The 20357-nt window shown below is 49.0% G+C and carries 17 protein-coding genes; all 17 read left to right on the top strand.

Annotated features, from left to right (window positions below; genetic code table 11):
• The first annotated feature begins 2 nt into the window (after window positions 1-2).
• A complete protein-coding gene (locus tag ACJAYR_RS11625; RefSeq protein ID WP_415236760.1) occupies window positions 3-1667 on the top strand; it encodes a ribonuclease J in 1665 nt (554 codons plus the stop codon).
• Between the two features lie 51 nt (window positions 1668-1718).
• On the top strand, window positions 1719-2123 hold the full coding sequence (gene mce, locus ACJAYR_RS11620) for a methylmalonyl-CoA epimerase (protein WP_169545602.1): 405 nt from the start codon (window positions 1719-1721) through the stop codon (window positions 2121-2123).
• A 16-nt stretch (window positions 2124-2139) separates the two neighbouring features.
• Window positions 2140-2400 (top strand): DUF1467 family protein, encoded by a 261-nt coding sequence (locus ACJAYR_RS11615; RefSeq protein ID WP_415236759.1) that lies wholly within the window; start codon window positions 2140-2142, stop codon window positions 2398-2400.
• 73 nt (window positions 2401-2473) lie between these two features.
• Window positions 2474-2929, top strand: coding sequence for a hypothetical protein (locus tag ACJAYR_RS11610; RefSeq protein ID WP_415236758.1), 456 nt, complete (start codon window positions 2474-2476; stop codon window positions 2927-2929).
• A gap of 121 nt (window positions 2930-3050) precedes the next feature.
• On the top strand, window positions 3051-4364 hold the full coding sequence (proS, locus tag ACJAYR_RS11605; protein WP_415236757.1) for a proline--tRNA ligase: 1314 nt from the start codon (window positions 3051-3053) through the stop codon (window positions 4362-4364).
• A 30-nt stretch (window positions 4365-4394) separates the two neighbouring features.
• Window positions 4395-5618 carry a lipoprotein-releasing ABC transporter permease subunit gene (locus tag ACJAYR_RS11600; RefSeq protein ID WP_415236780.1) on the top strand — a complete coding sequence of 408 codons (1224 nt, stop codon included), beginning with the start codon at window positions 4395-4397 and terminating at the stop codon, window positions 5616-5618.
• Window positions 5611-6291 (top strand): ABC transporter ATP-binding protein, encoded by a 681-nt coding sequence (locus tag ACJAYR_RS11595; RefSeq protein WP_415236756.1) that lies wholly within the window; start codon window positions 5611-5613, stop codon window positions 6289-6291. Before ACJAYR_RS11600 ends, ACJAYR_RS11595 begins: the two co-directional genes overlap by 8 nt.
• 285 nt (window positions 6292-6576) lie before the next feature.
• Window positions 6577-8118 (top strand): benzoate-CoA ligase family protein, encoded by a 1542-nt coding sequence (locus tag ACJAYR_RS11590; RefSeq protein ID WP_415236755.1) that lies wholly within the window; start codon window positions 6577-6579, stop codon window positions 8116-8118.
• Between the two features lie 8 nt (window positions 8119-8126).
• Window positions 8127-8924: an alpha/beta fold hydrolase gene (locus tag ACJAYR_RS11585; protein WP_415236754.1), complete on the top strand. Its 798-nt coding sequence runs from the start codon at window positions 8127-8129 to the stop codon at window positions 8922-8924.
• Window positions 8925-8930: 6 nt separating this feature from the next.
• Window positions 8931-9392 carry a DUF309 domain-containing protein gene (locus ACJAYR_RS11580; protein WP_415236753.1) on the top strand — a complete coding sequence of 154 codons (462 nt, stop codon included), beginning with the start codon at window positions 8931-8933 and terminating at the stop codon, window positions 9390-9392.
• Between the two features lie 118 nt (window positions 9393-9510).
• The gene (boxC, locus tag ACJAYR_RS11575) at window positions 9511-11172 is read left to right on the top strand and encodes a 2,3-epoxybenzoyl-CoA dihydrolase (RefSeq protein WP_415236752.1); all 1662 of its coding nucleotides are present in this window, start codon (window positions 9511-9513) and stop codon (window positions 11170-11172) included.
• 69 nt (window positions 11173-11241) lie between these two features.
• Window positions 11242-12693, top strand: coding sequence for a benzoyl-CoA 2,3-epoxidase subunit BoxB (gene boxB, locus ACJAYR_RS11570; protein WP_415236751.1), 1452 nt, complete (start codon window positions 11242-11244; stop codon window positions 12691-12693).
• Between the two features lie 71 nt (window positions 12694-12764).
• Window positions 12765-13955, top strand: coding sequence for a benzoyl-CoA 2,3-epoxidase subunit BoxA (boxA, locus tag ACJAYR_RS11565; RefSeq protein WP_415236750.1), 1191 nt, complete (start codon window positions 12765-12767; stop codon window positions 13953-13955).
• 7 nt (window positions 13956-13962) lie between these two features.
• Window positions 13963-14382: an acyl-CoA thioesterase gene (locus ACJAYR_RS11560; protein WP_415236749.1), complete on the top strand. Its 420-nt coding sequence runs from the start codon at window positions 13963-13965 to the stop codon at window positions 14380-14382.
• Between the two features lie 86 nt (window positions 14383-14468).
• The gene (locus tag ACJAYR_RS11555) at window positions 14469-15398 is read left to right on the top strand and encodes a helix-turn-helix transcriptional regulator (protein WP_415236748.1); all 930 of its coding nucleotides are present in this window, start codon (window positions 14469-14471) and stop codon (window positions 15396-15398) included.
• A 337-nt stretch (window positions 15399-15735) separates the two neighbouring features.
• A complete protein-coding gene (gene dnaE, locus ACJAYR_RS11550; protein WP_415236747.1) occupies window positions 15736-19239 on the top strand; it encodes a DNA polymerase III subunit alpha in 3504 nt (1167 codons plus the stop codon).
• A 167-nt stretch (window positions 19240-19406) separates the two neighbouring features.
• Window positions 19407-20222, top strand: coding sequence for a 30S ribosomal protein S2 (gene rpsB / locus ACJAYR_RS11545; RefSeq protein ID WP_415236746.1), 816 nt, complete (start codon window positions 19407-19409; stop codon window positions 20220-20222).
• Window positions 20223-20357: the final 135 nt, after the last annotated feature.

Raw genomic sequence — 20357 nt, 5'->3', positions numbered from 1 at the left:
TTATGGATTTTAATAATAGCCTGCATTTCCTCCCTCTCGGAGGAAGCGGTGAAATTGGTATGAACCTCAATTTATATTGCTGTAATGGCAAATGGTTGATGGTTGATTGTGGTATTTCTTTTGCGGATGAGCGGGCTCCTGGAATTGACCTCATTGTGCCGGATGCCGGCTGGATTGCCGAGCGACGTGCTGATTTGCTGGCGATTGTTGTGACCCACGCGCATGAAGACCATGTCGGTGCCGTTGCCCGGATGTGGCGTCAGTTTCAGTGTCCTGTTTATACCAGCCCTTTCACGGCGCAAATACTACACAATAAGCTGGTCGAAGAAGGCTTGGAGGATGACGTTATTGTCAATATCGTCTCCCCCGGTAGTTCCATTCAAATCGGTGATTTCCATCTGGATTTCGTTGATCTAACCCATTCAATTCCGGAAATGCAGGCTTTGATGATTACAACGCCGCATGGCAAGGTGTTGCATAGTGGTGACTGGAAACTGGACCCTGATCCGGTCGTTGGCCCGGAAAGTAACATGAGTAAAATGGGGGACATCTCTAATGATGTCCTTGCCATGATATGCGATTCCACAAATGTTTTTAAAAGCGGAACCTCTGGCTCTGAGGGGGATGTTCAGGCCAGTCTGGATACGTTGCTGGGCACGCTTAAACAGGGACGTGTGGCGATAACAACCTTTGCCTCCAACATTGCACGCCTTAAGACCATTTCAGCCATTGCCGAAAAACATCAGCGGCATGTGGTGCTTGTCGGACGATCCTTGCACAGAATGACTGAAGCTGCAAAAAAGTCTGGATATTTGAATGACATACCGCCCTTTCTGAATGAAAAGGATCTGGGGTATCTGCCCCGTGAAAGTGTTCTGCTTCTCTGTACAGGCAGCCAGGGGGAAACCCGCGGCGCCATGGCAAGGATTGCCCGGAATGATCACCAGAATGTCCGGTTGGAAAAGGGCGATACAGTCATCTTTTCGTCCAAGGTGATCCCCGGCAATGAAAAAAGTCTCTATGCGCTGCATAATCAGTTGACGGAAAATGGCGTCAATGTGATCACTGAAGCAGATGAATTTGTGCATGTTTCCGGCCACCCGGCCAAATCAGAACTTGAACAGATGTACAAGACCGTTCAGCCGAAAATCGCGATCCCGGTTCATGGGGAAGCCCGTCACTTGAAAGCACATTGTGAATTGGCACTATCCCTGGGAGTGTCGCAGGCAGTTGAAATTAAAAATGGCGATGTCCTAAAGCTGGCACCCGGCGACGCGTCTATCGTTGGAACTGTGCCTTCAGGCCGTTTCGCCGTGGATGTGGGCGGAATGACCCCTATGGACGGTGATTTTCTGTCTACCCGTCGGCGCATGATTTTTAACGGGGCCGCCAATGCGTTGATCATTATCAATGAGGCGGGTCAAATTACAGAAGATCCGGTGATTAATCTGCGGGGTGTTGTTGATGTGGATCTGTTTCCAGATCTGCAGGCAGATTTAAAGAAAGAAATTCTGGCGCGTCATTATGAAATGTCAAAACCGAATAGACTGAGGGACGATGAGGTCGCTGAAACCGCACGACGTTCCATTCGTAAGGTCTTTCGGAAACTTGCAGGCCGACGGCCAATAACCGATGTGCATGTTGTGCGAATTGAAGAAGATGTGTAAAAGCTAACAAACGAACATAAAGTAAATAAGCGGATCACAAGGAATAAGAAAATGATTGGTCGTTTAAATCATGTTGCTATCGCTGTACCGGATCTGGAAGCGGCAACGAAAACCTACCGGGACGTATTAGGCGCTAAAGTGAGCGCCCCTCAGGCAGAACCGGATCACGGTGTTACCGTTGTGTTTGTGGAGCTGGACAATACAAAGATCGAGCTTCTCCACCCGCTGGGAGAGGGGTCGCCGATTGCTGGATATCTTGAAAAGAATAAGTCCGGCGGAATGCATCACGTGTGTTACGAAGTTGAAGATATTCTGGCGGCTCGCGACAAGCTTGTTGAACAGGGCGCCCGTATATTGGGAAGCGGAGAGCCTAAAATTGGCGCTCACAAAAAGCCAGTTTTGTTCCTGCACCCGAAAGATTTCAACGGGACCCTTGTCGAGTTGGAACAGGTTTAATTAAAGGCTGAATATTATGACCATTGTTGGTGGTATCGTTGTCTTTTCAATTACTTGGATGGTCGTTCTTTTCATGGTTCTGCCATGGGGGGTCCGTTCCCAACTTGAAGATGAGAATACTGAAATTGAACCGGGCACAGTGGAAAGTGCGCCGGTTCAGCCAAGGATATTAAGGAAATTCGCCATTACGACCCTTGTAACGGCTCTGTTATTCCTCGCCTTTTGGTCGACCCTAGAATTTGACCTGATTGATTATCGGGCTTTGATCGAGAACTGATTTCGTTTTCTTCAGGCTTTTTTATGAAAATGTCCGTATGCTGTTCAATACACCTGTTTCTTGGGAAGGTTGAATGATGCTACGGACCTTTTTTGTTTGGCAGTTATGGATCCTTTTGGCATCCGTAGCTTTTATCGCGCATGCTGAAACAGTGGAAAAAAGCGACGCACCCGCCGAAACAGCAACGATCACAGTCAGCAAAGAAGATTGTTCTCATATCCAAAAATATGTCGCACAGCAGGACGTTACCTATAAACCCGGTGTCGATGTAGATGGGAACCTGGTGGCTCCAGCAGACTTACAGGACAACCGACTGGTTCTGCCCGAAAACATCGTCATTGATCTAAATCTGCCGCTTTCCGATTTACTGACAGATCCGCCTGCCGGTCTTGAAAATGCCGAGGCTTATATCGGAACGCTGAAATACAATCTGCTGTCCGGGCGCATGACATTTAATGGTCAGGAACTGGCAGATCCGGCGATCCATGCCATCGCGGAAGAATGCAAAAAACGATACAGCAAGCCTTAAGCGAACCTATGCGCGCCTTATGCCTTGCAATCTTGCGAAATCCCTATAAAAGTTAGAAAAAACGGTCCCTGAACCGGGTCCGTTTAAATTCGGTATTTCCATATTTGAACACGAGGACCCAATGCGTCTTTCCCGCTATTTTATGCCAACATTGAAAGAAGATCCAAAAGAAGCACAAATCGTTTCTCATCGGTTGATGCTACGGGCCGGAATGATCCAACAATCATCCGCGGGAATCTACTCATGGCTGCCACTGGGGCATAAGGTTCTAAAAAATATCGAAAAAGTTGTTCGCGAAGAGCAAAATAAAGCAGGTGCTCTGGAAATTCTGATGCCAACAATCCAACCGGCGGACTTGTGGCAGGAGTCGGGTCGGTATGACGATTACGGCAAGGAAATGCTGCGTATCACTGATCGTCATGATCGTTCAATGCTGTATGGCCCAACAAACGAAGAGCAGGTGACAGACATTTTCCGCTCGAACGTGAAAAGCTATAAGGATTTGCCGCTTAACCTCTACCATATCCAGTGGAAATTCAGAGATGAAGTCCGCCCGCGGTTTGGAGTGATGCGCGGTCGCGAATTTTTGATGAAGGACGCTTATTCGTTCGATCTGGATTATGAAACATCAAAGATCGCCTACAATCGTATGTTCGTAGCCTATCTGAAGACTTATGCGCGGCTTGGTTTGCAAGCCATTCCACTGCGTGCAGACACAGGACCAATTGGCGGCGACCTGTCCCACGAATTTATCGTTCTTGCGGAAACCGGTGAAAGCGAAGTCTTCTATCACAAAGACATTCTGACACTGGCGACACCTGAAGAGAAAGACCACAGTCCTGAGGAATTACAGGAAATTGTGGATAACTGGACTTCTTATTACGCCGCGGCAGATGATATGCATGACCCGAAGACCTGCACGGTTTCCGAGGGTGACCTGGTTACCCGGCGGGGGATCGAGGTTGGCCATATTTTCCATTTTGGTGAAAAATATTCAGCAGCTATGGGCGCGAGTGTTGCCGGTCCTGATGGAAAAGATGTCACGGTTTCAATGGGTTCCTACGGTATCGGGGTTTCCCGATTGGTAGGAGGCATTATCGAGGCATGTCACGACGAGAACGGTATCGTCTGGCCTGAAGAAGTTGCCCCCTTTAAAGTTGGGTTGATCAACCTTAAGTCTGGTGACGAGGCGTGCGATGCTGCGTGTGATGCTTTTTACGAGAAGTTGACCGCAGCGGGTGTTGAGGTTCTTTATGATGATACTTCAGACCGGGCAGGCGGAAAATTTGCAAAGATGGATCTGATCGGTCTTCCTTGGCAGGTGACAATTGGACCACGCGGACTAAAATCTGGTGTGTTTGAAGTGAAAAATCGCGCGACCGGGGAAAAAGTGGAATTAAGCCCCGAAGATGCGCTGACCAAAATGGTGGGCTGATAGACCGTGTTTTCCCGATTTGAATGGACGATGGCGCTTCGGTATTTGCGGGCGCGCAGGCAAGAGGGCTTTATCTCTGTTATTGCCCTATTTTCATTTCTCGGGATTGGATTAGGCGTAGCCACTCTGATCATCGTCATGTCTGTAATGAACGGATTTCGGGCAGACCTGCTGGACAGAATTCTCGGAATGAACGGTCATTATGAAATCAAGGCGGCTGAAAACGGCGTATTAGTGGACTATGATCCGCTGGTGGCCCGATTGTCTGCCCTGAAAGATATTGTGCGGGTAACACCGCTTATTCAGGGACAGGTAATGGCGGCGGCAGGTAAAAACGCCAGTGGCGCATTGGTACGAGGGATGGCGCCGGATCAGTTGGATAAGCTGGAATTGCTGTCGAAGAATATTGTTTCCGGCTCCCTTGAAGGATTTTCTGAGGATAAAGCCGTTATTATTGGGCACCGATTTGCTCGCTCCCTTGGGGTTCGGGCGGGAGATAAAATCAAGCTTCTGTCGCCAAAAGGCAGTTCCACAGCGTTTGGCACCTTTCCCAGAGTGAAAACCTATACGGTCGCGGGTCTGTTCAATACGGGAATGTATGAATATGACAGCGGGTATGTGTTTATGTCCCTCTCGGCCGCTCAGAAATATTTCAAGCATGGCGAAGGGGTAACCTCCATTGAGGTTTTTGCAACCGATCCGGATCGGGCACTTGCCCTCAGATCAGATATTATTAATGCGGTGAATGTTCGGGCCTACATTTATGACTGGCAGCAATCACGGGCCAGCTTCTTCAACGCTCTGGAAGTTGAACGGAATGTTATGTTCCTGATTTTGACCCTGATTATTCTTGTGGCCGCATTTAACATTATTTCTAGCCTGATCATGCTGGTGAAGGACAAGGGGCGGGATGTCGCCATTTTGCGCACCATGGGGGCGACCCGTGGTATGATTATGCGTGTCTTCTTCATTGCAGGCGCGAGTGTTGGTGTTATTGGTACCCTGTTCGGGTTTTTACTGGGGCTTGGCTTTTGCGCCAATATTGATCAGATCAAAAACCTGATTGAAGGACTGACCGGAGCCGAACTTTTTTCCGCCGAGATTTATTTCCTGTCAAACCTGCCTGCAAAAGTTGATCCGGCAGAGGTAACAACCGTAGTTATCATGGCGCTTGTCATTTCCCTCGCGGCAACGATTTATCCGTCATGGCGGGCCGCGCGTCTTGATCCGGTAGAGGCGCTTCGTTATGAGTAATCCTGTTTTAAAGCTGGAAAAAGTAGGTCGGACCTTCAAGCAGGGGCCCGAGACGCTTGAGATCCTTGATAATGTGGACCTGCAAATCAAACCGGGTGAGATTGTCGCTTTGTTGGGCCAATCCGGTGCTGGCAAGTCGACGTTACTTCAAATTGCAGGACTACTTGAGCCTCCGACCAGTGGGCGCGTGATAATCGCACAGACTGATTGTACAAAAGCATCCGATAAGCGCAGAACCGAAATGCGCCGCGATAAAATTGGTTTCGTCTATCAATTCCATCATCTTCTTCCGGAGTTTTCGGCGTTGGAAAATGTGATGATGCCAAATTTGATTGCAGGCATTTCCAGATCTGTATCCAAGCAGAAAGCAACCGCCCTGTTGACAAAAATGGGGTTGGAGCATCGATTGAGCCATCGCCCTGCGAAACTCTCCGGCGGGGAGCAGCAACGTGTTGCTATTGCGCGTGCTTTGGCCAATGATCCGGCCTTGTTGCTTGCGGACGAACCAACGGGTAATCTGGATGAGCAGACGGCTGAATTGGTTTTTGCAAACTTTATGGACCTTGTTCGCCAGCACAATGTTGCCGCGCTTGTCGCAACCCACAACCGGGACCTGGCCAAAAGAATGGACCGGATTGTTCATGTTCGGGATCACAGGCTGATAGAAGAATAGTCCGTTATTGCTTTTGGGCGATATTTTCTGAACAGTTGGTCGCCCTCTTTTCATCGTAAGCATTATATTGCACATGATGTTTTTTCTGACAAATAATGTTTAAAATACTGAAAATAAACATTTTATTGTCAGATAACGGTATTTTTATGTCTAATATCCTCCGATAATCTTGCATTATTTCTCCTGAAAGGCATAATAATGCAGAAAAAGAAATCCTGCATATAAGCAGGGATAAAGTTGGCCGTTTAATGTAAGATTAAAAGCCAAATCTGGGAGGATGGAGAGTTGGGGCAAGTCAATGAAAATGCGGCCGCCTATTTTGTGGACCGTCATGCCACGGGGGCTGCGGCTGAAAAAGTTGCGTTTACCGAGGCGGTTGATGGTGGGCGTTCCTTAACCTATTCGGCACTCGGTGCGCAATCTGGTAAGATGCCAGCTTTGTTCGAGAAATATAATATCCAGCCGGAAGACCGGGTTGTCATGCTAACCCATGATGTTATTGAGTTTCCCATTATTTTTTGGGGAAGCCTTAAGGCGGGCGTCATACCGGTTCCGGTAAATACGCTACTTGCTGCGGATCTATATGCCCTGATACTGGATGACAGCAAAGCTAAAAGTCTGTTTGTTTCTGAGGCTTTGCTGGATGTGGTTAAGCCTATACTAAAGGGCAGGAACTATCCGAAATCCGTTTTTGTTATTGGTGAACCGCAGGATGAATTCTTGTCTTTCAAGGATGAATTGGCGATGCTTCCGGAAAGCCCAACGGCGCAGGCGAGTGCAGATGAATGTGCGTTTTGGCTGTATTCGTCAGGATCAACCGGGCAGCCCAAAGGGGTTCGGCATGTACATGGCAGCCTTCGGGCGACGTCAGATACCTATGGCGCCCAAACCCTCAAGATTAACGCGGATGATGTGGTTTTCTCGGTTGCCAAGCTTTTCTTTGCCTATGGTCTTGGGAACGGTATGACGTTCCCCATGTCGGTGGGGGCGACAACCGTCCTGTTTCCAGGGCGGCCGACACCGGACACGGTGTTTGATGTAATCAGGCGATCAAATCCCACCGTGTTTTGCGGGGTGCCGACTCTTTATGCCGCGCTCGTCGCGGCAATGGCAGAAAATGTGCCTGAAGGAATGGACCGCTTGCGCTGCTGTATCTCGGCTGGAGAGGCTTTGCCCGCTGAAATCGGTCGCAAGTGGAAGTCGGCGACTGGTGTTGATATTCTGGACGGCGTCGGATCGACGGAGATGTTGCATATTTTCCTGTCTAATGCACCAGATGATGTTCTTTATGGAACCTCCGGTCGAGCCGTCCCGGGGTATCAGCTTAGGCTGGTTGATGAAACCGGTGCCGAAGTTGGCGTCGGCGAGATCGGTGAACTTCTGGTGAACGGGCCGTCGGCTGCTGAAGGATACTGGAACCAAAGGGACAAGACCCGCGCCACCTTTGAAGGTGTGTGGACCCGAACTGGCGATAAGTATGAAAAGCAGGCGGATGACCGTCTGGTTTATTGTGGGCGGACAGACGATATGTTCAAGGTCAGCGGGATCTGGGTGTCCCCGTTTGAGATCGAGCAGGCTTTGGTTACCCATAAAGATGTTCTGGAAGCCGCGGTTGTTGCCGCGATGGATGAAAACGATCTGGAAAAACCAAAAGCCTATGTCGTCTTAAAGGACGGTGTCATCAAGGAAGGGTTGGAAGACCGTTTGAAAGAGCATGTGAAGGAGGCCGTTGGCAAATGGAAATATCCACGCTGGATCGAAATTGTCGACGATCTTCCAAAAACAGCCACCGGAAAAGTACAACGCTTTAAACTACGGTCTCATTAGGATCTGATGTGATTTGGCAAACCAAAAACCCCTTTACTTTTGAAGTGGACGGTGTGTCTTTGGAGGGGCGGTGCTATGGCCCGGCCCCCACTGAAGCGCCGACGATCCTTCTTTTACATGAAGGGTTGGGCTGTATTGACTTGTGGCGGGACTTTCCGCTTCAGTTAGTAAAAAGCCTCGGATTTGGGGTTTTTGCTTATTCTAGGCAGGGGTATGGACGGTCTGATCCGATAACACTGCCCCGCGCGCTTGACTATATGAATGTCGAGGCTGCGGAGTGGTTGCCGAAAGTCATTTCCTTCGTTGGGGCCCGGCGCTATGTGGTTATTGGGCATAGTGACGGCGCATCCATCGGCGCCTTGTATGCAGGGGACTGTTCGGATCCGCACCTGGCCGGGATTGTATTGATTGCCCCTCATTTTTTTGCAGAGGATATCAGTGTGGCGTCCATACGCCTGATAAAAGAGGCTTTCGAGCAAGGCGGGTTGAAAGGCAGGCTTGCAAAATATCATTCAGATATTGATGGTGCCTTTTATGGATGGTGTGAAGCTTGGCTTGATCCAGAGTTTATGAGTTGGCAGATCCTGTCCTCCGTGCGCAACATTACCGTGCCGGTATTGATGATACAGGGGGCGCAGGACGAGTATGGCACGTACCGGCAGGTTGAAGCATTTGAGAGAGAGTTGCCCGGCGATGGTACTGTTTTTATGCTGCCAGATTGTGGGCACAGTCCGCATCTGGAAAAGCCAGAAGATGTCGTGCATGCGATAAAGAATTTCATTCAAGATAACAGAATAGGTCATTGAAAATAAATGACATTACTGGCTAAGAAAGCGCCTTATTCGGCTGCAGATATCCTGCCGCAAGGCCCAATGCATCGACGTGTGGGTGATCGGGACCATATTCACGCTGAGACGAAGCAGGCCATTAAGCTTTTCTTGGATCGGGAGGATCAGGTCTCGCTGAAATCGCAGGAGAAGGTATTGTTGGGATGCGTTTTTTTTGAAGCGGGATACTATTGGGAGGCCCATGAGGTTTGGGAAAGCGTGTGGCTGGAATGTCAACCAAACAGTGCTGAAAAATTTTTTCTGCAGGCGATGATACAGCTTACCAATGCAAAACTTAAAAAGGATTTGGGAAGATTTGCGGCGGCAGTGCGATTGGGGGAATTGTCCAGGGCATTGCTGGAGCAGGCCTTTTCGGGAAAAGGTGAAAGCATATACCAGATAAGACTAACGGATATCATCCCCTTTTTTGAAGAGTTTAAATCGTAGAATGATATATAATGCACAAACAGTCTATTGTTTTGACAAATTTGACAGAGATTTTTCTGGACAATCGGCATTTTAATGCATTATTATGCATAATGCTAAACGCTAGAGGAGAACAGTTGTGAGCAAGCGCATCGATTTTCAGGTAGATCCGACATCTTATCGCCATTGGCGGATTGAGTATGATGGCGAGATTGCCAATCTCTTTATGGATGTTGATGAAAATGGGGGCCTGTTTGACGGTTATGAGCTTAAGCTCAACTCTTATGATCTGGGGGTCGACATTGAACTTGCCGATATCGTCCAGCGGATGCGATTTGAACATCCGGAAGTCAAAACAGTGGTGCTTCAATCTGGCAAGGAAAAGGTCTTCTGTGCGGGTGCAAACATTCGCATGCTGGGTGGTGCAGAGCATGCCCATAAAGTGAATTTCTGTAAATTTACCAATGAGACACGCAACACTTTTGAAGCAGCAGGTGAAGAATCCGGGCAGCATTATATCAGCGCAATAAGAGGCGCCTGTGCCGGTGGTGGTTATGAACTTGCTCTGGCCTGTGACTATATCATGCTGACGGACGATGGTTCTTCGAATGTCGCGCTTCCTGAAGTTCCGCTTCTGGCTGTTCTTCCGGGAACGGGCGGCCTTACGCGTGTCACAGATAAACGTAAGGTGCGCCGTGATCTGGCCGATGTTTTCTGTTCTCTCGAAGAAGGTGTTCGGGGAAAGCGTGCGTTAAAGTGGAATTTGGTGGATGAAGTGCTCGCCAACTCCAAATTTGATGAAACGGTAAAAGAAAGAGCTTTGGCTTTTGCAGAAAAATCAAATCGGGGTCCTGCGGATAAGGGTGTTGCCTTGACACCGTTGGCCCGCGAGATCGAAGATAATGGTAATCTTGTTTACTCAACGGTTGAGGTTGAAATCGACCGTGATGCGGGAACGGCCACAATCCATATTACCGGTCCAAAATCGACGGTCCCACAATCAATGGAAGAGTTATTGGATCAGGGGGCAGATGCCTGGATTTTACGTTGTTCCCGTGAATTGGATGACGCGATCCTTCAATTGCGGCTCAACGAGCTTGAAATTGGCGTTCTTTTATTCTCTACACAGGGAGATCCTGAGCAGGTCGCAGCCCACGAAAAACTGGTTCTGGACAATCAGGACCATTGGTTTGCCAAGGAAATTTCTCTTTATTGGAAACGGGTTTTAAAACGCATTGACTTAACATCCCGGTCATTGGTTGCCTTGGTGGAACCGGGGTCCTGTTACGCTGGCATGCTGGCTGAAATACTGTTTTCAGTCGATCGCAGTTATATGGCAGAAGGTGAGTTTGAGGGCGATAATCGTCCAATAGCGACCATTTTGCTGACAGATGGTAATTTCGGGCCTTATCCAATGTCCAATGACCTGACACGATTGCAGACCCGTTTCCTGGGAGATCCGGCGCAGGTCTCGATGGTAGAGAAACGGAAAGGTCAATTAATTGACGCTGAGGATGCGGAAGAGCAAGGGCTTGTAACTTACTCGTTCGATGATATCGATTGGGAAGATGAAATCCGCATTTTTCTGGAAGAACGAACAAAATTCTCGCCAGATGCAATGACCGGAATGGAAGCCAATCTTCGCTTTGCTGGTCCGGAAACCATGGAAACCAGGATTTTCGGGCGCTTGACCGCTTGGCAGAACTGGATTTTCCAGCGGCCGAATGCGGTGGGTGAAAGTGGTGCGTTGCAACGCTACGGAACCGGTGTTCGGGGTGAATATGATATGCGCCGCGTTTAAGGCAATATCCGACAAAAAAGATGTGTGGCAGTGCCACTTGATATAACTGACTAGGCTGAGGAACATGATATGGTTGATCTGATAAATGTGAGTTACGATACACAAATTCCCAATAATGTTGGGCTGTCGACGGATAAACGTGTTCTGAAAGCTTTGGAACGCTGGCATCCGGGATATATTAACTGGTGGAAAGATCTTGGACCAAGCGGCTTTCATGAAAGTCAGGTCTATCTGCGGACGGCGGTGAGTGTCGATCCAAAAGGCTGGGCAAAATTTGGGTATGTAAAGATGCCTGAATACCGGTGGGGCGTTCTATTGTCGCCGCAGGTTGAAAACCGAACTATCCCGTGCGGTGAACATTACGGTGAACCTGTTTGGCAGGAAGTGCCCGGCGAATACCGTTCCATGTTGCGTCGTCTGATCGTTATTCAGGGCGATACGGAACCTGCGTCTGTCGAGCAGCAACGCTTTTTGGGGAAAACGGCCCCGTCTTTGTATGACATGCGGAACCTGTTTCAGGTGAATGTCGAAGAAGGGCGTCACCTTTGGGCAATGGTGTATCTGTTACAAAAATATTTTGGCCGTGATGGCCGTGAAGAAGCCAACGAGTTATTACGCCGGCAGTCCGGATCGGAAGAAGCCCCACGGATGCTGGGTGCCTTCAACGAAGAAACACCGGATTGGCTGTCCTTTTTCATGTTTACCTATTTCACTGACCGGGATGGTAAAATGCAATTGGAAAGTCTGGCGCAGTCGGGCTTTGATCCATTGTCACGCTCCTGCCGTTTCATGCTGACAGAAGAAGCCCATCATATGTTTGTGGGTGAAACAGGCGTTGGCCGGGTCATTCAGCGCACCTGTGATGCGATGAAAGAGGCGGGCATTGAAGATCCTTACGATATCGATGCTGTACGTAATCTGGGTGTGATTGATCTTCCAACCATTCAGAAAAAACTGAATTTTCATTATACGTTGTCTTTGGACCTGTTTGGTTCAGAAGTTTCCACGAACGCGGCAAATGCCTTTAATGCTGGGATTAAGGGTCGTTTTCAGGAAACCAAAATTGATGATGACCATCAGTTGAAAAACAGCACATACCCGGTAACTCGCTTGCAAAACGGGGTTATTACGCTGGAAGAGGTTCCGGCATTGTCAGCGATCAATATGCGTCTGCGGGATGATTATATCAAAGATGCGGCTGGTGGTGTGAAACGTTGGAATGCGCTGATTGCCAAAACCGGTGTGCAGTTCGAAATGACCATTCCACATCAGGCATTCCATCGCCAGATCGGTGAATTTGCGTCTGTACGGACAACGCCTGCCGGTGACATTATTTCTCAGGAAGAATATGATGCCCGCCGGGATGAGTGGCTGCCCTCATCAGATGATGCAGCCTATATCCAATCCCTGATGAAGCCTTGCCTTGAGGCCGGGAAATATGCAGGCTGGATAGCACCGCCCCGTATTGGAATTGACAATAAGCCGGGCGACTTTGAATATGTACAGCTGCACGACTCGTAACAGATAGATAAAGTCGAGGACCGGGCCTCTCGGTCCTCAATGCATCTCTGAAATAGGGAATAGATCACCTTATGAGCACTCCTCAGAAGCAACATGTAATCGATCCTGAAGTCTGCATCCGGTGTTACACATGCGAAGATGCATGCCCTGTTGATGCCATAACGCATAATGATGACAATGTGGTTGTTGACTTTACAAAATGTAATTTTTGTATGGATTGTATTGCGCCATGCCCAACCGGGTCGATCGATAACTGGCGGGTAGTGACAACCCCTTACAGTCTGGAAGATCAGTTTTTCTGGATGGAGTTGCCCGAACAGGAAGAGATTTCTGATAAGGATGGCGGCGGCAGTATTGAGGCGCTTGATCAGTCTATTGAAGCATTGCTGGCCGAAGCCCATGCAGGGGCAGGCGGGAAAGCCATTGCACCGCCAAGTGCATCGAAACCGACGGTGAACCTGTTCAATCTGGGAAATCCTGCAGAAGCGACAGTACAGGGAAACTTTCGCCTGACCAATGAACAGTCCGACAATGATGTGCGGCACATTATTCTGGATATGGGCGGTCAAACCTTTCCTGTTCTTGAAGGTCAAAGTGTTGGAATTACGCCTCCCGGTACGGATGAAAGTGGGATGCCATATTTGCCACGCCTTTATTCACTCTCCAGCCCCCGCGATGGCGAGCGACCAAACACAAACAATATCGCGCTGACTGTAAAGCGCGAAACAAACGGCGTCTGTTCCAACTATGTCTGTGACCTCAAAAAGGGCGATAAGGTCAAGGTTACTGGTCCTTTTGGTGCGACCTTCCTGATGCCGAATGACCCTCAGGCGAACTTACTGATGATTTGTACGGGAACAGGATCAGCACCGTTCCGAGCATTTACTATGCGTCGCCAGCGTATCGCACCAGAAAGTAATGCAAATCTGGTGTTGTTCTTCGGGGCACGAACACCGGATGCGCTTCCTTATTTTGGACCTTTGAAAAAAGTGCCTGATCGTTTCCTTCACAAAGAACTGGTATTCTCCCGCGAGGAAGGGCATGACAAGGAATATGTTCAGGACCGAATGATCAAAAAAGCCGAGCTGATCAGTCAACTCATCAGTTCTCCGCATACCTATATCTATGTGTGCGGCCTGAAAGACATGGAAGAGGGGGTTGAAGAGGCCTTTGAAACCATTGCAAGCAGTGCTGGCCTGAACTGGCAGGATATACGAAGTGAGTTACGGGAAAACGGCCGTTATCATCTGGAAACATATTGAGGATTAAATGGTCGCACTTCCTTTTATTCATTCGGTGCGGGTTGGCTGGGGAGATTGTGACCCCGCGAAGATAGCCTATACCGGCAGGCTTCCATGCTTTGCGCTAGAGGCCATCGACGCCTGGTGGCAGGAGCATGTAGGGCAGGATTGGTATTGTTTAAATCTGGACCGAAATGTTGGAACTCCTTTTGTTCATTTGAGTCTTGATTTTTCTTCCCCTGTTACGCCTCGATTTGCACTGGAATGTGAAGTGAGGCTTCGCAAAATTGGCGAGAGCTCGGTTACGTTTCAGGTGATCGGGCGTCAGGACGGGATCGACTGTTTCACCGGGACATTTGTCAATGTTTTTGTCGAGGCGGATAGTTTTAAAAAGCAATCGGCGCCTCCGGATATACGGTCGCTTATTGAACCATTGATGATTGAGTAATGACCTCGGTAATACTGCGTGTTATATGTTGAAACTATTGAAATATAGTGTTTTTCGCGTGTTACGAACGATTTGGTATGCAGCCTATGGAAAATGAAATTGCGTCTTTTAGCGGTAAAGCGCTCACAAGAGAGAAAGAGACTTCCTCTTTTGAAGACGACCTAGCGGCTCCTTTTATGGAGCTTGTGGGGCAGCGGGTTCGCGAGGCGCGGTCCCGGAAAAATATTTCCCGTAAGGCGCTGTCCGATATTTCGGGTGTGTCGCAACGCTATCTTGCGCAGCTGGAGACCGGATCTGGGAATATTTCCATTGTTTTGTTGAGACGGGTGGCCGATGCCCTTGATTATAAAATCGAATGGCTTGTTGGCGAAGAAGACCCTTACCATTCAGAAATTCTTCCCATTCTGTCATTATTGCAGCAGTCGACAAAAGAACAGCGAAATCGCGTGCTGGAAATACTTGATCCCGACCACCCTGCCATAAAGCGGTCGCGGCGTATTGCTTTCATTGGATTGCGCGGGGCCGGTAAATCCACCTTGGGTCGGATGTCCGCAGATAAAATTGGCGTTCCATTTTTGGAGTTGAACGAGGAAATTGAACAAGCCAGTGGTATGCCGGTAAATGAGGTGATTGCCTTATATGGACAGGAGGGGTACCGAAGGCTTGAAAAACAATCCGTGGAAAGGATTGCTGTCACACATGATTCTATCGTTCTTGCTGTGGCGGGCGGTATTGTGTCGGAACCGGAAACCTTCAATTATCTTTTGCGCCACTATCACACTATTTGGCTCAAGGCCGATCCTGATGATCATATGTCACGGGTTCGGGGGCAAGGGGACGAACGACCCATGGCGGGCAATCCAGAAGCGATGGATGAATTGAAAAGTATCCTGATGAGCCGTGAGGCATTATATGCGCGGGCCGAGATGACCGTTAATACGTCAGGAAGGGATGTGGAGCAGGCGCTGAGCAATATTTTGGCTGTCATGCGGGAATGTGGCCTGATCGAAAAATAGGGGTGCGTTCTAAGACATTGATAAATAACAGTTTAGGCACCCTTTATTTGAGGGTGTTTTTTTTGTTTGACAAAAGAACAAAACAAGAACAAAATGGCCTCCATAAGAACAATGGAGATGAAAATGTCGAACTTTAATTGGATGAAAAACGGTTTTGAATGTCTCGTTTTCGGGGGTGCTTTGGCGACCATGGTTTTTTGGGCCGAAATTGTTCACAGCTTTACAGGATGAAGTTTGATTGGTTGCGGCTTGGGGATCCAGCCACCGCAACTTATCCACAAGAATTTATCAAAACGGAGGGTGTCAAGGACTGATCTTTTAAAAGGGATGTGTGATAATGGGACGTATAAAGTCACTGATGGAGAATGTTTCCTTGTCCCATGCCGGTTTTGTCCATTTGCGGGTTCACACCGCGTACTCCCTGTCCGAAGGGGCGATACCGGTCAAACGACTGTTAGGGTTGTGTCAGGATTTTAAAATGCCTGCGGTCGCATTGACAGATACTAATAATTTGTTTGGTAGTCTGGAAATGTCACTGTCTTTTCCCTCTGGCGGCGTCCAGCCCATTATGGGGTGTCAGGTCTCCGTGACCAGTACCGGACCGCTTGACCGAAATGGCAGGAAACCGGATCCGGATCCCATGGTCTTTTTGGCTCAGAATGAAGCTGGATATTACAATCTTTTAAAATTGACCTCTCATGCCTTTCTTGAAACCGAAGCGGGCGACACAGCGCAGGTCAGTCTTGAGTATCTGGAGAGTTGTTCTGAAGGATTGATCTGCTTGACCGGCGGCGCAGAGGGCCCCATCGGAAAGCTGATTGAGAACGAGCAGATGGAGGAGGCCGAATCTTATCTGCTTCGGTTGAAAACGATCTTCCCTGGCCGCCTTTATATGGAAATTCAACGACATGATCTGGACTTGGAAAAACTGACTGAGCCGTTCATGCTAGATCTGGCTTACGAGCACGACATTCCCTTGGTTGCGACCAATGAATGTTTTTTTCCAAAAAAGGAAATGTATGACGCCCATGATGCCTTGTTATGTATCGCCAACGGCACCTATGTCGGGGATCTGGAGCGGAAAAGAAGAACACCGGAACATTATTTCAAGTCTGCCGAAGAGATGCAGGCCCTGTTCAGTGATTTGCCTGAGGCGATCCAAAATACGCTGGTGATTGCAAAACGCTGCGCCGTGTTGTCGCCTGCGCGGGATCCCATCCTGCCCGCCTTTTCTTCCTCTGAGGGTCGGGATGAAGCCGGGGCTCTGGAAGCATTGGCCCGTCAGGGCTTGCAAAAGCGTCTGGAAGAAGAAGTGTTTACCGCGGACATGGACGAGGATGTCAAGGCAGCCAAGCACAAGGAATATTTTGACCGACTGGAATATGAAACCGGTGTGATCAACCAGATGGGATTTCCCGGATACTTCCTGATCGTTTCGGATTTTATTCAGTGGTCGAAAGAAAATGATATTCCAGTCGGGCCGGGGCGTGGATCGGGCGCGGGCTCGGTGGTTGCGTGGGCCTTGACTATTACAGACCTTGATCCGTTGCGTTTCGGTTTGCTGTTCGAGCGGTTTTTGAACCCGGAGCGGGTGAGCATGCCCGACTTTGATATCGATTTCTGTCAGGATAAACGAGAGCGCGTGATCCGGTATGTTCAGGACAAATACGGACATGATCAGGTCGCTCAGATTATCACGTTCGGTAAGTTGCAGGCCAAGGCGGCCATTCGTGATGTGGGTCGTGTTTTGCAGATGCCCTATGGTCAGGTTGACAGGATCAGTAAGCTGATACCGTCTAATCCGGCCAACCCTATGAGCCTTCAGGAAGCACTGGATACGGAGTATCCATTACGCGAGGCCCGGGATACGGATGCGGATGTCGCTCGACTGATTGAAATTGCGCTGCAGCTTGAAGGTCTGTATCGGCATGCCTCAACCCATGCGGCGGGCGTGGTGATCGGGGACCGGGAACTGGATAAACTGGTGCCCCTGTATCGCGATCCGCGATCTGATATGCCGGTTACTCAATATTCCATGAAATATGTGGAAACGGCTGGTCTGGTAAAGTTTGACTTCTTGGGGTTGAAAACCCTGACTGTGTTGGACCGGGCCAAGGATCTTCTGGCAAAACGGAATATTCCCATTGATTTTGCCAAAATCCCGCTTGATGACCCTAAAACGTTTGAGTTGTTGTCCAGTGGCGACACGGTTGGTGTTTTCCAGCTTGAGAGTTCGGGCATGCGGGACATGCTTCGAAAAATGCGACCTGATGCGTTTGAGGATATTATCGCGATTGTGGCCTTGTATCGTCCGGGCCCTATGGAAAATATTCCGACCTATATTCGCTGTAAACATGGTCTTGAAGAGCCAAATTTGCTGCATGATAAGTTGAAGCATATTCTGGAAGAAACTTATGGCGTGATCATCTATCAGGAACAGGTGATGGAGATTGCCAAGGTTCTTGCAGGATACAGTCTGGGTGAAGCGGATTTGCTGCGCCGTGCCATGGGTAAAAAAATTAAAGAAGAAATGGACAAACAGCGCGAGCGTTTCTGTGATGGGGCGGTCGAGCAGGGGGTCAAGGCGAAGGATGCCAGTCATATTTTTGACCTTGTGGCAAAATTTGCGAGTTATGGTTTCAATAAATCCCATGCGGCGGCCTATGCGTTGGTGTCGTATCACACGGCTTATCTGAAGGCGAATTATCCGGTCGAATTCATGGCGGCGTCCATGAGTTTGGACCTGAACAATACAGATAAACTGAACATATTCCGACAAGATCTGGATAGAATGAAAATCCCTGTTTATCCCCCTTGTCTCAATCATTCAGAGGTGGAATTTTCTGTCGAGTTCAAGGGCGACGAGGGCGCGGTACGCTATGCCTTGTCAGCGGTTAAGAATGTAGGCCGCGAAGCAATGGCAGGCATCGTCAAGGAACGCTATGAAAATGGACCCTTCAAGGACCTGTTCGATTTCGCGTCCCGGATCAATCCTAAGCATATGAATAAACGTCAGGCAGAAAACCTGACCCGGGCAGGCGCGTTTGATACCCTGCATGCGGACAGGGCACAGGTTTTCGCCTCATTGGAATTGCTTTTACGATATGCGCAGCAAGCAGAAGAAGAGCGGGGCAGCGGACAGGTTAATCTTTTTGGAGGGTCCGACACGGTGGCGGAAGTAACGCCGAGTTTGGCAAAAGCTTCCCGTTGGACATCCATGGAAAGCCTGAAGCACGAGTTTGACGCAATCGGCTTCTATTTATCGGGTCACCCTCTCGATGCTTATGCGAAAACACTTGAGAAAGCAGGGGTTCGCAGCAGCGCCACATACCTGGAATCGCTTGGCGCATCGGAAACGGCGGCGCGCCTTGCCGGGACTGTTATGGGAAAACGCCAGTTGAGAACGAAGAAGGGAAAAGCACTCGCCTTTGTTCAACTGTCAGATTCTTCAGGGGCCTTTGAGGTCACAATGTTCGAAGAGGTACTGTTTCAATGCCGCGAGATTCTGGAGGTTGGTAGTTCTCTTGTCATTAACGTCCTTGGCAATGTCGATAACGAACAACCCCGACTGACAGCGCAAGGAGTTCAACGGCTTGAAACAGTCGCCGCCCAGACAGGCGACGGGGTCAAGATCTTTATCGATGATGATGGTCCGTTGAAACAAGTCTCGGATATTCTTCAGAATGGTGGCGTCGGGCGGGGCCGGGTGGCCTTTATCCTGACCCTTGAGGGCGATTCAAAAGAGGTCGAGCTGGACTTGGCCAAAACCTACAATATCTCTCCAGAAATACGTCAGGCGATCAAATATGTTCCCGGTGTTGTTGATGTTCACGATATTTAAGGGAAAAGCTCACTTTTCACTTGCATCTTTGGAAGTAGGGCTATAGACACCGCCTTGTAAATTCACACGTGAGTTCGGTAGTTACTGTGTTGGTAACGACCATCCGGTGTTCAGAATGTTTCTGGACCAAGGCTCACGGAGGTTCAACCGGAAAAGGAGTATGCATTATGCAGCCGCAACAGCCTCTCTTCAGTATGCAGCAGCTTTTAGAAGCTGGTGTTCACTTTGGTCACCAAGCCCGTCGTTGGAACCCAAAAATGGGTCCATACATCTTCGGCAAAAGAAATAACATCCACATTATCGATCTACAGCAGACAGTTCCTATGCTGGACCAGGCCCTCGCGGCGGTTCGCAAAGTTGTCGCTGGTAACGGTCGTGTCCTTTTTGTTGGCACAAAACGCCAGGCATCAGAAGTTGTTGCTGAAAGTGCCAAGCAGTGCGCACAGTTCTATGTGAACCATCGCTGGCTCGGCGGCATGCTGACAAACTGGAAAACAGTTTCTGAATCAATCAAACGTCTTCGCACGGTTGAAGAGCGTCTTTCTTCAGACGAATTGGGTCTGACCAAGAAAGAAATCCTGAAAATGACACGCGAGCGTGACAAACTGGAACTGGCTCTTGGCGGTATTAAAGACATGGGCGGTCTTCCAAGCATCATCGTCGTGATTGATACAAACAAAGAAGAACTGGCTGTTAAAGAAGCAAACAAACTGGGCATTCCGGTTGTTGGTATTCTTGATAGTAACTCAAACCCAGATGGCATTGACTATCCGGTTCCTGGTAATGACGATGCCTTGCGCGCCATCAACCTTTATTGTGATCTGTTCAAACAGGCCGTTATCGACGGTATCTCTGAAGGAATGGAACTGAAGGGTGAAGATCTCGGCGAAGCACTCGAAGCACCAGTAGAAGAGCTTCCAGTTGCAGACGCACCTGCTGAAGCAGCCGAAGCACCAGCTGAACAACCAGCGGCTTCTGAATAATTTGACGATTGTCACATGCTCGCAATGGGCATGTGACAGTTTAAATCAATCACATTTATTGAAATGAGGATCGGTTATGGCTGAAATTACAGCTGCAAAAGTTAAAGAACTTCGCGAAAAATCTGGCGCCGGCAT

The organism is Sneathiella sp. (assembly GCF_047631475.1).
Classification (GTDB): Bacteria; Pseudomonadota; Alphaproteobacteria; order Sneathiellales; family Sneathiellaceae; genus Sneathiella.
This window is presented reverse-complemented; position numbering and strand designations above follow the sequence as displayed.